This is a genomic window from Rhizobium sp. AC27/96, from assembly GCF_001692325.1.
Lineage (GTDB): Bacteria > Pseudomonadota > Alphaproteobacteria > Rhizobiales > Rhizobiaceae > Rhizobium.
The window spans coordinates 37,452-50,269 of record NZ_LXKN01000075.1 but is presented as its reverse complement, the minus strand read 5'-3'; the positions used below and the strand labels follow the sequence as shown (position 1 = coordinate 50,269).

Here is a 12,818-nt window from a genome sequence, read left to right as displayed (position 1 = left end):
AAACTTTTCAGAATATTTCTGTCCACAGCGCAAGCGCGGCAGGGGCACCCGGTCACGGTCTTGACGGGTGCCCAGGCAGAAGCATTTTCAGCTGCTTTTGCGGATCGGCGCATCGTTGCGCCGCCGCGCGGCCGCCGCCTTAGCCGCCTGCTCCTCCTTGAGGATCAGTTCTTTCGGCTTCTTGCCGATGATTTGCTTGCGGCCAGTCTTGGAGAATGGCTGCACGATCTGGGCGAGGAAGCTGTCGGCGACCTTGCCCGTGATGCCGATGTCGGTGGATGAGGGGCGCGGCGGATTATAGTAGGTGCCGAGAAGCTGGTCCCAGATCACGAGATTCTCGCCGTAATTGGTGTTGCCTTCGGCAAGCAGCTTTGAATGATGCCAGCGGTGCAGACGCGGCGTCGACAGGATCCAGTCGAGCGGGCCTGTGCGCACATCGATGTTGCAATGCGTGAGCAGACCGATGAAGGCTGTCACCGCGCCGATCCACAGGAAAACCGGCAGCGGCGCGCCGAGCAGATAAAGCGGGATCTGGCTGAGCGCGATCTTGAACAGGCTGTCGATAATGTGGAAGCGCCCGGTATTGATGACCCACAGGCGCTCGACGCTGTGATGCAAGGCATGAAAACGCCAGAGCGACAGGTGCTCATGTGCAAGTCGATGGGCGAGATAGAGACCAAGTTCGGCAATGACAAGGCCGAGCACGACCTGCACGGCCATCGGCCATTGCTCCGGCCAGATATCCGCTTTGTGGCTCAGAAAAGGCTGCGCCACCGTGGCCACCGCCATTGGAAACGAAGCGCCGATGGCCGCGGCAATCTGCACCGCCCCCTTGCTTAGAAGCGTGTGGGCGATGTTGTTGAACGTCTCGCCGTCGGGATCGAGCCAGGTTTCCTCATAGGGCATGAGCCGCTCGAAGAGCGCTATAGTCACAACTACGGAGAAATAGACGACATTGAACCACAGCAGATGCATCTGGGAATTGAAGGCAAAATAGGAGCCCACCAGCCCGGCGCAAAAGATGGCCGGCCACAGCAGGGATGAAACAGCAGCGTAAAGACGCGAACTGCTTTGAAATCTCATTCCATCGTCCTCAGATTTGGATCATCGAAGAATTTGTGCGCGAGTAAACGCGATATGTAGCGTGATGATTGTGGAGTCGAAAGTGAAATTTTTCGCCAAGCGGGCGAAGGATGAGCCATTGAGAGGAATAAGCATGCGTATTGAGGAAGCTGGAGACGAACAACTGGATGCATGGGTGCTTTTGCGCTCCGAGCTTTGGCCCGGCGATTCGATCGAGCATCACCGATCCGAGCTTGAGCAGCTTCGTTCCGATGAGGGCGCTATTGGGTTCGTGGCGATTGATGCTGCCGGTCATGTCGTTGGTTTTGCTGAAGCGACATTGCGGCATGATTACGTCAATGGCTGCGACACATCGCCCGTCCTGTTTCTCGAGGGCATCTATGTTCGCCATGAGCATCGCCGGCAAGGTATCGCGCAGGCGCTTTGCCAGGCCGTTGCCGGCTGGGGACGGGCTGCCGGCTGCGTCGAATTTGCATCCGATGCGCGGATCGACAATCTTGACAGCCACGCCTTCCACCACGCGCTCGGTTTCGTGGAAACCCAGCGCGTGGTTTATTTTCGCAAGTCTCTCTAAACTGGAGTCCGGAGAAGTATCCGGCCTATCCGAATGTCAGCATGGTTTTCTGCTGTCCTGTCGCGTCGAAATTCTCAGGCGCGAGCCAACGCTCGTAACCTGCCTTCAGGCGGGGCCAGTCGGCATCGATCATCGCAAACCAGGCGGTGTCGCGGTTCTGGCCCTTCGCAACCATGTGCTGGCGGAAGATGCCTTCGAAGGCGAAGCCGAAGCGTTCGGCCGCCCGCTTCGACGGTTCGTTGAGATTGTTGCATTTCCATTCGAAGCGGCGGTAGCCGAGCGTATCGAAGACATAGGATGCGAAAAGGAAGAGAGTTTCGGTCGTCACTGGGCTGCGCGCGATCGCCGGCCCCCACAGGATGCTGCCGATCTCGATGACACCATGCGTATTGTCTATGCGCATTAGGGCTTGTCGGCCTTCGGCGCGTCCCGTCCGCTTGTCGATCGTTGCGAAGAAAAGAGGATCGGTGCCAGACGCCGCTTTCTCAAGCCAGGGAGTAAAGGCGGGGTAGTCGGCGGGCGCGCTTTCGAAAAGATAGCGGAAGCGGTCTTCAGCGCCGGGCTGCTGGGCGGAAGCATAAAGGTCCTCGCCATGGCGCGCCGGGTCGAGAGGCTCGATCCTGACATAGCGGCCTTCGAGGGTGGTTCGTTCGGGTCGCGGCACGCCGCTCCAATTGGCAAGATCCATTTCAAAATCCTTTGGTCATCAAATGCAGCTTAGCGAAGCCTGCCGGATTGTATCAAGTCCGTGAGCGATTGCGGCAGCTCTATCCCGTCAGGCGTGCCGGGCGCGGCTTCCGCCTGAGCCAGATGACTCCTCATCGGCAAGACGCCGGCCCAGACCGGATGGTGAGCCTCGTCCATATCGCCCGGTGGACCGTTGCGGATCTTGGCGGAGGCCTCGTCGATCTTCATCCGCATCACCGATGTCGCCTTTACTTCCTGCTTGGTCATCGGCCTCAGGCTCTCCCAGCGGCCGGGAAACAGGTCCTCGACCAGACGTCGCAACGCCTCGGTTTTTTCGTCGATATCATCGACCAGACGGGCGGTGCCGAAGACCATGGCGGAGCGGTAGTTGACCGAATGGTTGAAGGCGGAACGGGCGAGCACATAGCCGTCCATGATGCTGCAGGTGAGGCACACCGGCATATCTTCCGCCGCGCGCAGAAAGCGGCTGGCCGACGAGCCGTGCCAATAGACATAGTCGCTTTCGCGCCAGTGCAGGGTCGGCGTCACATAGGGTGCGCCATTGATGACATAGCCGACGTGACAGAGTGGTGTGGCATCGAGAATGGCATGGACGTCGGCATGGGCATGGCTCCCACGTTTTGGGCTGCGCCGGACGCGGGTGCGCTCGGTGGTCGGGTAGTCCCCTGTGTCTGGCGGGTAATGATCGGCCATGTCGTCCTCGTGGATTGATCATTGATCTCTGCCAACAAAGAGGTAGGCTATAAATAGCCAGTTCTTCAATTTCTAACAGACCAGTTGAAGTGTCATGACAATAGTTGCACAGTGGCCGGCGCTCGATCGTGTTTCGGGCGATCTGGAAGGGCAGGTCTATCGGCTGATGCGCGATCGTATCCTGCGGGGGCAGATGCCTGCAGGTCAGCGTGTCCCGTCAACGCGGGGATTGGCGATTTCGCTCGGTGTCGCACGCTCGACCGTCGTCAGTGCTTATGAGCGCCTGAAGGAAGAGGGTTATCTGCAGTCGACGACGGGTGCGGCAACCCGCGTGGCGGCTTTCCCTTCGCCGTCTCCATTTGGCCAGCCCGCAGCGCCACTACCGAATGCGCCCCGCATTACGGAATTCAAGAGGGGTGGATTGTTCGAGCCCGGAGTGCCTGACGTCTCAACCTTTCCCCATGCGGCCTGGGCGCGATGTCTCGGCGCCCGTGGCCGGTCCCTTCGCGTTCATGATCTCGGCTATGGCGCCCAGAACGGGCTTCCTGAATTGCGCGCGGCGATCCTCGATCATATCTCGGCGACGCGTGGTGTCGCCGCCCGGCCCGAGCAGGTGCTGATCGTGCCGTCAACGGGCGCGGCCATCGGCTTGCTCGCCAGCGTGCTGCTTCGGGCCAACGGCTCAAACGACGACATCGCCTGGATCGAGGATCCGGGCTATGCGACGGCGCAGGCACTGTTAAGGGTGGCAGGGGCCAACCTCGTGCCCGTGCCCTGTGATGAGGAAGGCGTCGATATTGGTCGCGCGGCCGGGCCGCCGCCGCGGCTGATCTATGTCACGCCCTCGCACCAGTATCCGACCGGTGTCACCATGAGCCTGCCCCGCCGCCTGGCGCTGCTCGAATTCGCCCGCGCCACCGGAGCCATCGTTCTGGAGGATGATTACGATAGCGAGTTCCAGTATGCGACCCGCCCGATCGCCGCCTTGCAGGGCATTGATCGTGGCGAAGTGGTCGCCTATCTCGGCACATTTTCGAAGACGTTGGCGCCGGGTATGCGGGTCGCCTATGCCGTGGTGCCTTCCAGGCTCGTGGCGGCCGTCGAGGTGGCGCAGCGGCTAAGAGGGGCGATCGTGTCGATCCATATTCAGGCGGCCCTTGCCGATTTTATCAGTGAAGGCCGGTTTCGTGCACATCTGCGCCATATGAATGCCGTTTATGCGGAACGCATGGCGGCGGTCGTCTCCGCACTCAAGCATCACTGCGGCCAGCACCTTACTCTCGGCGAGGGCAGTGGCGGGCAGCAACTGGCGAGCTGGTTTCGGGACGCCACGGTCAATGATGTCGCCGCCATGCGCGCCATCAATTCGCACGGCTTCGCATTGCGCGCCATGTCCTCGCTGCACCTCGGAGAGTCGCGGCCGGGACTGCTGTTCGGCATCGCCCGCATGGAAGCCCACGCAGCGGATGCGGCGGCGGCAAAGATTGCGGGATTGCTCGATGATCCGGCGACGTTCTCCTGACGAGGGAAGCAGGCTTGCCCTTCAGATCTGGTTCCAGCGACGGATGACCGGCTCGGATATATCGTGTTCGTAACCGAGCACGCTGATGCTCGTCGTGTCGAGCACCAACCGTGCGCCGTCTTCCGGCGGCAGGCCGACCCAGCGGGAGGCGAAGACGCGCAGGAAGTGAGCGCTGGAGAAAATCAGCACCGAGCCATTGATGGTGCGAAGTTCGCCGATGATCCGGTCGGCGCGTGCGCCGACATCGGCGGCCGTTTCGCCATTCGGGCAGCCGTCGCGAAAGACCTGCCAGCCTGGGCGCTCGGCCAGGATCGCCTTGGTGGTGATGCCCTCATAAGCACCGTAATCCCATTCCGCCAGATCGTCCTTGACGACCCGGCGGTCGCCGAAGCCGGCAAGCGCGCAGGTATTCTGGGCCCGCTGTGACGGGCTCGACCAGACGGCAGCGAAATCGATGGCAGGCAGGCGGTCCGCAACCTTGCGGGCGGCTTCCTCGCCGGCTGATGTCAAGGGAATGTCAGTCCGGCCGGTATGCCTGCCGGACAGGCTCCATTCCGTCTGCCCGTGCCGCACCAGATAGATTTCGGGATGGGCGCTGCTCATGTGACCGTTTCTCCATTTCGCCGATGCTGCCGAATTCTTCGCATCTGCGAGGGAGCGTGTCGAGGGGCGTTATCGCTTCACGGCGCGGCGGACGCTGTAGAGCAGAATGGCGAGGCAGCCGAGCAACAGCAGAACGGCTCCGGCAAGCGGCGGCACGGCGAGAAACTCGACCGCGCCCGCGATTGCGAGGATGAGGATGAGGCAGAGCGTGGCGAGGCTGCCATCATCGATGAACATGCCGATGAACTCGGAGAGCGCGATGCGGAGAACGGTCATTGGGCTGCCTTTGCTGTCGGGGTGCCGGCGGAGCCGCGCAGGCCACGGAGGATGGCGTAAGAGGCAAGCGAGACGATGGCGAAGATAGCGATCAGGGAGAGATCCGCGCCCGGCCATTGCGCGCCAATGCCTTCGCCTGTCCAGAAAATCCCGAAGCTTGTCAGCATCAGGCCAACGGCGAATTTGAGGGTATTTTCCGGCACGGTTGCGAGCGGGCGATGCACCAGCAGCCCAATCAGCATCACCAGAATGAAGGCGGCGAGAGCGCCAAGGCCGGCATAGAGTGTCAGGCCATGCGCACCGCCGACGGCGACGACGATGAACACCACCTCGACGCCCTCAAGCAGCACCGCCTTGAAGGCCGCAAGGCCGGCAAGATAATCGGCGCGGCGATCGGCCGATTGCGCCTGCAGGCTTGCGGTTTCCTTCGAGAAGGCGGCTTCCTCGTCATGCAGGGCGATGACACCGAGCGAGCGGAGGATGGCCTTGCGCAGCCAGCGCATGCCGAACAGGATCAGCAGAACGCCGACGACGAATTGCAGCGTTTCGATCGGCACGAGCGCCAGCAGCGGACCGAAGATGAGGACGAAGGCGGCAAGCACAGCAAGCGCAAGTGCGGCTCCGGTCAGCGCCGGACGCCAACTCCGGGTCACGCCGACGGCGAGTACGATAGTGAAAGCTTCCACGACCTCGACGAATGAGCCGAGAAAGGATGCCGTCACGGTAGAGAGAATGGGTGTGAGGCTGTTCATGAAATGATTCCCGAATGACGGTTAGGGCTTTGATTTTGCATGGTCTTGTTCGGCAGATTTTCTTCATGTTCCAGGTGAGCTTGCGCCGCGTCGGCATTCATTTCCGCTTTCGCGTGCCGCGTTTGGCCCAGGCCTTGTCGAGAGAACCGCGCAGCGTGCTCAGTTGATCGAGGCTGTCGATGGCCGCATCCTTGTTCTTTGCCGCCAGCGCAACGATCATCGCTTCGATCAGCACCATCGTGCCGCCATGCATGGCAAGATGATCGGCATTGCCGCGCGGCACCGGCAGGATTTCGGCCACCTTGTCGGCAACTAGCGGGCCGAGATCGTCACTGATCAATATGACCGGTGCATCCTGCTGGGCTGCGTGTTCGAGCAGGATCTCGACCTCGCGGTAGAGCGGCGCATAGGCCATGATCAGCACTGCGTCACCCTTGCCGATCCACAGAAGGCGGTCGGCGAGCGCGATACCCGAGGCGGAGAGGGCGTTTGTCGGCAGGCCGATGCGGTTGAATTGCAGGCTGGCATAGTCGGCTATCGCGCCGGATGGGCCGATGCCGAAGACATGACGGCGAGGTGCGCCAACCAGAATATCGATGCAACGCTCGAAGCTTACGGCGAACTGCTCATGCCGCAGCGATTCCAATGCCTTGTCGTGAATGCCCATGACATGGCGCAACGCATCGCCGGCATGGCCACCCGTTTCGGCAAGGGTTCGCTCCATTCGCGTGCCGGGCGACGGCATTCCCGTCAGCTCCGCAAGCAGGGCGGCTCGCAGCGTCGACAGGCTTTCGAAGCCGAGGGCGCGGGCAGTGCGCACGACCGTCGCGTCACTGGTGCCGGCCAGCTGGGCGATCTGGGCAGCCGAATTGAGCAGGACCGCCTGCTTCTGATCGATGAAGAAGCGGGCGATGCGCTGCTCTGCGGGTGCAAGCGTATCGAAAGCGGCGAGAACCCGGCTTTCGAAGGTCGGCAGCTGTTGCGTCCTGTCTGTCATCCCAGGTTCCATCTTCGTAGTAAATGCTACTTGTATGGATATAAGTAGCATTTACTACGAACGAATGACAACAAAATTCAACGGATGCCTTGCCGTCTGGCGAGACATCCGCTGTTTCAGTCGGTCATGGAGACCGCCTTGGTCGACCCCGGACTATGCCGCCAGAGCGGCCCGCACCGCCGGGATAACCTTCTGGCCATAGAGCTCGATGCAACGCATCATCTTCTCATGGCCGAGCGCACCGGCGCTATACTTCAACTGGAAGCGGCTGATGCCGAGCGTCTTGACAACCGGCGCGAGCTTGGCGGCGACCGTTTCCGGCGAACCGACATAGAGTGAGCCCTTTTCGATCTCGTTATCGAACTCTGCCCGCGTCATGGGCGGCCAGCCGCGCTCGCGGCCGATGCGGTCGCGCATCGCCTTGAAGCAAGGCCACAATTCCTCGCGCGCCTGTTCGTCCGTCTCGGCGATGTAACCCGGCGAATGGATGCCGATCGGCCGCACGGGCTTGCCCAGTTGCTCGAAGGCCCGATGATAGAGATCGACATAGGGCTGAAAGCGGTAGGGGCTGCCACCGATGATCGCCAGCATGAGCGGCAAATCGTAATGGGCGGCACGGACAACCGATTCCGGGCTGCCGCCGACGCCGATCCATGTCTTCAGATGGCCGCTCTCGATGGTCGGGAAGACCTTCTGGTTCTTCAAGGGCGGACGGATGCTGCCCTGCCAGGTCACCGGCTCGTTGGAGAGCAGTGCTGCGAAAAGATCCAGCTTTTCCTCGAAGAGCTTTTCATATTGCGAGAGCTCGAAGCCGAACAACGGGAAGGATTCCGTGAAGGACCCACGGCCGAGGATGACCTCGGCACGACCGTTCGAAATAGCGTTGACGCTGGAGAAGCGCTGAAAGACCCGGATCGGGTCATCCGAGCTCAGCACCGTCACTGCCGATCCGAGATGGATCTTCGATGTGCGGCTGGCGATGGCGGCCAGAATGGTTTCGGGTGAGGAAACGGCGAAGTCTTCGCGGTGATGCTCGCCGATGCCGAAGAAGTCGATGCCCAGCTGATCGGCCAGGACGCCTTCTTCGACGACGTTGCGCAGAACCTGCGCGTGCGGCAACGGCGTGCCCTTGTCGTCAAAGGTCACGTCGCCGAAAGTATCCAGGCCGAATTCGACATTGTTTGTCGTCATGATTTTTCCTGTCATGTGTCGAAGTGATGTTGAGCAAGCATGTAGTGTCGTTCCCGATCGGCAACTACCCGGAAAGTTTCGGCCGAAACCTTCGAGGAATTCGATATGCGATGACAATCCAGGGTATGCGCCAAAATATGCGGCAAGGATGACGTTGCGTTCGGCAACGCCTCCGCCAATATTAGCTCTGCTATCAGCCCGACGGGGCCAGAGGGAGGAAACACATGGTTGCACTGAAAAAGGTCAATCTTACCAAGGCTTTTGCCGCTTTTGACGAGACGTGGAGCCCGCGTGTCGGCGGCGACATCAACGATTTTCAGGTGAAGCTCGTCAAGCTGGATGGCGCCTTCCATTGGCATCATCATGAAGAGGAGGATGAGCTGTTCTTCGTCGTCAAGGGCACGCTGCGCATGAAGCTGCATGAGGAGAATGGCGGCGATATCGTGCTTGGCCCGGGCGAATACATCATCGTGCCGCATGGCGTGGAGCATTGCCCGGTCGCCGAGCCGACATGCGAGGTCGTGCTCTTCGAGCGGAATACGACGCTCAATACCGGCAATGTGGAAAACGAGCGGACCGTCAGACAGCCAAAGCGGCTTTGAGCAATCCCGATTGCTTGGCAGCCCCGCCGGAACGGGGCTGCCGGTTACTGCGTGGCGCGTGTCAGTTCTGCGCCAGCTTGTTTGACGGTGTACGGCAGGCGGCAAACACGTCCAGGCTGGGATCATAGACCTTCGTCGAGACGTCCATCATTCCAAGAACACTGTGGAAGATGTTGTCGTGGGAGTGCGTGCCGGTGGCTGCATTCTTGGACAGGCAGGCCATGTCGTAGCCGCCCGTCTTTGCCAGATCGTCAGCCATCCACACGAGCATCGGCACGTGCGTCTGCTGTGCCGGGGCGATGATATAGGGCGTGCCGTGCAGGTAGATGCCGTTCTCGCCGAGCGATTCGCCATGATCGGAGAAGTAGAGGACGGCGCCGGATACGGAGTTCGAGCGAGCCTTCAGCTTGTCTATGACCATCGAGACGATGTGATCCGTATAGAGGATCGTGTTGTCATAGGCATTGGTGATCTCTTCCTGCGAGCAGGAGCTGAAATCGTTTGAACGGCAATCGGGCTTGAAGCGGCGGAATTCTTCCGGATAGCGCTGATAGTAAGCCGGGCCATGGCTGCCGAGCTGATGCAGCACCAGGACGCTATCTCCCTTTACCTTGTCGAGCCAGCCATCGACCTTGTCGACGAGGATTTCGTCCTTGCATTCGCCGTCCTTGCAGAAGCGCGGATCGGCCGAAGGCGGCAGATAGGTGTAGGAAACGCGGTCGGTCACATTGTAGCTGCCGGTATCATTGTCCAGCCAGGTTACATCGACCTTGGCGTGGGTCAGCACGTCGAGCAGGTTTTCCGTCTCCAGCCCCTTGCGATGGTTATATTGTCCTCGTGTGTAGACCGAGAAAAGACAGGGTATCGAGGTAGCAGTCGCCGTGCCGCAACTGCTGGTGTTGGGGAAGTAGACGACATTGCGCTTCGCCAGTTCCGGGTTGGTTTCCTTGCTGTAGCCGCCGAGCGAAAAGTTCTGCGCACGGGCGGTCTCTCCCGCCACGATGATCGTTACGCGCGGCTTGCCGTTGTCGACCGCGCCGACCTTGCGGGCGTCCGTCCCGAGAGGGCCGGCGACGACGTTGGCGTTCCTCTGCATGTCGATGCCGTAGCGCACCACGCTGGCGATCGGCACTACGGGATTGAGGGTATCCAACAGGTCGCGATGCGCGCGGCCGACACCGGCATAGGTCTTGTAGAAGGTGGTGCCCGCGGCGACGAAGACGGCGGCACAGGCGAGAATGACGGCGGTGTTATAGACGAGCTTCCAGAGGATGGGGCGATGGATGATCCGCACCCATATGATCACCAGCGCCGGCAGAACACCGGTCAGTAGCACATGCATGGCGAAGCGCGTCGTGATCAGGTGCCCGGCTTCCGCGCCTGTCGAGACGGCGGCATTGCGGATCATTTCCTTGTCGATGATCACGCCGAACTGGTCGTTGAACCAGGAGGATACCGATGCCACCAGCACGAAGAATATCAGGGCCGGCTTGGTGATGTATTTTGCCGAAAATAACGTGAAGAGCGCAAAGATCGCAGCGGAAATGCCCGCCACGAAGGCGACGAAGGCAAGGGGCTCCGAGGTGATGAAATAGACATAGGCCTTCGCCCAGAAGGTCTGGTTTGTCACAAGAAGTACATAAAGGGTGGTTATAAGGCACAGTGTGACGCTGCCGATGGCTGGCCTGACGAAACGTCGGCCAGATGAAGCGTTATTATCGTTCAATGGTTTTCTCCGAAGCATGTGCTGTCGGCGGGACCGGAATACCCCTGCCGCAGGGCGCAGCTTTGATTACTAAAGCCGTCTACCGTGGCGACCATTCCTGACATTTACCTGAACGACGGACGCTTGAACACAGCTGTTTGCGCGCCGGCTTATATTCGCTTTGCTTTTTGTGGCATTGCCGGCTGAATTTCAGGTCGTCGTCAGAAATCCCGATCATAGGTCCGTGATTGCAACCGGGGGCGCAACCGTGCGGGTTTTATTGGTGGAGGACGATCCAACGATCGGCAATGCCGTGCAGGATCACTTGCGCGCGGAAGGCTGGTCGGCCGATTGGTCGATGACGCTGGAATCGGCTTTCGCCGCGGTCGTCCATGAAGGCCATGATGTCATTCTTCTTGATCTCCGGCTGCCCGATGGAAGCGGTCTCGACTTGCTGAAGCATATGGAAACGCTTGGAAATTCGACGCCGGTGATCGTAATGTCGGCCTATGATCAGCTATCGGACCGGATGACGGCCGTCGGTATCGGTGCCGTCGACTATCTCGTGAAGCCCTTTGGACTTGCGGAGATGACCGCTCGTGTGCGCAAGGCAGGCAAATGGGGAGCGCGCGTCAGGCTGCGCAATGCCGGATGAACCCTACCGGTCTCAGGCCCGGGTGGATGATGCCGATCGCATGAAATCGATAACCGCCATGGCCGCGGCAAAAACCACCAGCGACAGAAGCCAGCCGAGAACGGCGTCCGACAGGTAATGAGCGCCGGTGAACACGCGCATGAACGGCATCATGATCGAGAGGGCGGCAAGGGGAATGCCGACCGGAAAACGCAGGCGCGGCGGCAAGAGCAGCACGAGACAGAGCAGCCAGCCGCCGGACGATGCCTCACCGGAAACGAAGGAGCAATTTCCGAGGCATTTGCCGGCAAAGGAGCCTGCCTGGACAAAATCCAGTCCGCCGCCGAATAGATCGGTGCTGCGTGGCCTTGGTCTGCCGGAATAGCCTTTCAGCAGCGTATTGACGATGAGGCCGCAGCCAATGGCAAGGGAGAGCAGGGCGGCAATGTATTGATCCGTCTTGAGTGTGCGCCAAGCCGCGCCGTGTCGACGCCACGACATCACCAAGGTCGCCAGCAGGGAGACAATGGCGATGTAGGGCAGCGCCAGGGTTATGCCCCGCAAGATCTTTAGAATAGGGTTCTTGGCAAGGGCAAAGGTGCCGCAGATTTCGCCCACGCGGGTCGATGACGCACAAGGTGACGCGGTGAACGTGCTTTGGGCGACGGAAAGATCGATGCCGGGGAAGCGATTGAAGAAGAACAGCAGCAGCCACCAAAGTGTGAACAGCGCAAGAAACGCTATAAGGGATCTGCTGACCGGGGCCGTTCGCTTTGCATATGCTGCGTCATTGTAATTATCGAACATCGGAACGCCGGCCATTGTCTGAATAAATCCGAGACAAGCGTCCGCTGGTGTTCAAAAAACTGGAACGGCTGCTGTCAGGCGTCCTCTACGACAGAAGCCTGACAGCAGCCTGAAAGATAAAATGCCCAATGAAATTAACGAATTGTCCGGTAGCCGCCGGGCAAGGCCCAGCGGTCCGGTCAGGTCGCGATATTGCGGCTATTCACCGGTCTTGAAATAGGCTTCCAGCCGATAGCCATCGGGATCGATGACGAAAGCTGCGTAGTAGAACTGGCTGTAATCCGGCCTGATGCCGGGCGAGCCATTGTCTTCGCCGCCATTGGCGATGCCGGCGGCATAGAAGGCATCGACGGCTTCCCGGCTCGGCGCGACGAAACAGAAATGCAGGCCCGAGCCGCGATCGGCGGGCACCGGATGCTCCACTTCGCTCACCCAGAACTGGGCGCGTTCCGGGCCATACCCGACCGTGCCGTCGAAATTGGTCAGGCGCTCATAGCCAAGTGGCGAAAGTGCCGCGTCATAAAATTGCTGCGCCCGCGCCAGGTCTTTGACGCCGATCGAGATGTGGTCGAACATAGAAACGAGCTCCCGCCGTGTTGTCTGCGAAACCTTGTGGAAGACCGTGCCCCTGGGGGAAGCGCCGGATAGTCCAAAATCCGCAGGTCCAATTC

At 60.3% G+C, this 12,818-nt stretch carries 15 protein-coding genes; 4 read left to right on the top strand and 11 right to left on the bottom strand.

All coding sequences use genetic code 11. From position 1 onward, the window contains the following. Positions 1-87: 87 nt before the first annotated feature. Positions 88-1,083 (bottom strand): sterol desaturase family protein, encoded by a 996-nt coding sequence (locus A6U86_RS33715; protein WP_068401359.1) that lies wholly within the window; start codon positions 1,081-1,083, stop codon positions 88-90. 133 nt (positions 1,084-1,216) lie between these two features. Between A6U86_RS33715 and aac(6') the strand changes: the two genes are divergently transcribed. After that, on the top strand, positions 1,217-1,657 hold the full coding sequence (aac(6'), locus tag A6U86_RS33710) for an aminoglycoside 6'-N-acetyltransferase (protein ID WP_068401761.1): 441 nt from the start codon (positions 1,217-1,219) through the stop codon (positions 1,655-1,657). A 25-nt stretch (positions 1,658-1,682) separates the two neighbouring features. Here aac(6') and A6U86_RS33705 read toward each other — a convergent pair whose 3' ends face one another. Continuing rightward, positions 1,683-2,345: a GNAT family N-acetyltransferase gene (locus A6U86_RS33705; protein WP_068401357.1), complete on the bottom strand. Its 663-nt coding sequence runs from the start codon at positions 2,343-2,345 to the stop codon at positions 1,683-1,685. 29 nt (positions 2,346-2,374) lie between these two features. Beyond that, positions 2,375-3,058, bottom strand: coding sequence for a pyridoxamine 5'-phosphate oxidase family protein (locus A6U86_RS33700; protein ID WP_068401354.1), 684 nt, complete (start codon positions 3,056-3,058; stop codon positions 2,375-2,377). A gap of 94 nt (positions 3,059-3,152) precedes the next feature. On the opposite strand from A6U86_RS33700, the gene A6U86_RS33695 reads away from it, so the two are divergent. Beyond that, on the top strand, positions 3,153-4,580 hold the full coding sequence (locus A6U86_RS33695; protein ID WP_068401351.1) for a PLP-dependent aminotransferase family protein: 1,428 nt from the start codon (positions 3,153-3,155) through the stop codon (positions 4,578-4,580). 21 nt (positions 4,581-4,601) lie between these two features. On the opposite strand, the gene A6U86_RS33690 is transcribed toward A6U86_RS33695, so the two are convergent. From A6U86_RS33690 to A6U86_RS33670, 5 genes are all read right to left on the bottom strand, one after another. Beyond that, a complete protein-coding gene (locus tag A6U86_RS33690) occupies positions 4,602-5,183 on the bottom strand; it encodes a histidine phosphatase family protein (protein ID WP_068401348.1) in 582 nt (193 codons plus the stop codon). A gap of 69 nt (positions 5,184-5,252) precedes the next feature. After that, a complete protein-coding gene (locus tag A6U86_RS33685) occupies positions 5,253-5,459 on the bottom strand; it encodes a hypothetical protein (protein WP_068401346.1) in 207 nt (68 codons plus the stop codon). Continuing rightward, positions 5,456-6,211, bottom strand: a complete 756-nt coding sequence (locus A6U86_RS33680; RefSeq protein WP_068401344.1) for a COG4280 domain-containing protein — start codon at positions 6,209-6,211, stop codon at positions 5,456-5,458. The genes A6U86_RS33685 and A6U86_RS33680 overlap by 4 nt, the downstream gene beginning before the upstream one ends. 97 nt (positions 6,212-6,308) lie before the next feature. Continuing rightward, the gene (locus A6U86_RS33675) at positions 6,309-7,208 is read right to left on the bottom strand and encodes a MurR/RpiR family transcriptional regulator (protein ID WP_068401338.1); all 900 of its coding nucleotides are present in this window, start codon (positions 7,206-7,208) and stop codon (positions 6,309-6,311) included. Between the two features lie 153 nt (positions 7,209-7,361). Next, positions 7,362-8,399: an LLM class flavin-dependent oxidoreductase gene (locus tag A6U86_RS33670; protein WP_068401758.1), complete on the bottom strand. Its 1,038-nt coding sequence runs from the start codon at positions 8,397-8,399 to the stop codon at positions 7,362-7,364. Positions 8,400-8,623: 224 nt separating this feature from the next. On the opposite strand from A6U86_RS33670, the gene A6U86_RS33665 reads away from it, so the two are divergent. Beyond that, positions 8,624-9,001 carry a cupin domain-containing protein gene (locus A6U86_RS33665; protein ID WP_068401333.1) on the top strand — a complete coding sequence of 126 codons (378 nt, stop codon included), beginning with the start codon at positions 8,624-8,626 and terminating at the stop codon, positions 8,999-9,001. Between the two features lie 61 nt (positions 9,002-9,062). On the opposite strand, the gene A6U86_RS33660 is transcribed toward A6U86_RS33665, so the two are convergent. Beyond that, entirely contained in the window at positions 9,063-10,745 is a 1,683-nt protein-coding gene (locus A6U86_RS33660) for a phosphoethanolamine transferase (protein ID WP_083197070.1), read from the bottom strand. 244 nt (positions 10,746-10,989) lie between these two features. Between A6U86_RS33660 and A6U86_RS33655 the strand changes: the two genes are divergently transcribed. After that, positions 10,990-11,361: a response regulator gene (locus A6U86_RS33655; protein WP_244510152.1), complete on the top strand. Its 372-nt coding sequence runs from the start codon at positions 10,990-10,992 to the stop codon at positions 11,359-11,361. A gap of 12 nt (positions 11,362-11,373) precedes the next feature. On the opposite strand, the gene A6U86_RS33650 is transcribed toward A6U86_RS33655, so the two are convergent. Then, positions 11,374-12,162, bottom strand: a complete 789-nt coding sequence (locus A6U86_RS33650) for a phosphatase PAP2 family protein (RefSeq protein WP_244510151.1) — start codon at positions 12,160-12,162, stop codon at positions 11,374-11,376. A gap of 183 nt (positions 12,163-12,345) precedes the next feature. Next, on the bottom strand, positions 12,346-12,723 hold the full coding sequence (locus A6U86_RS33645; RefSeq protein WP_068401323.1) for a VOC family protein: 378 nt from the start codon (positions 12,721-12,723) through the stop codon (positions 12,346-12,348). Positions 12,724-12,818: the final 95 nt, after the last annotated feature.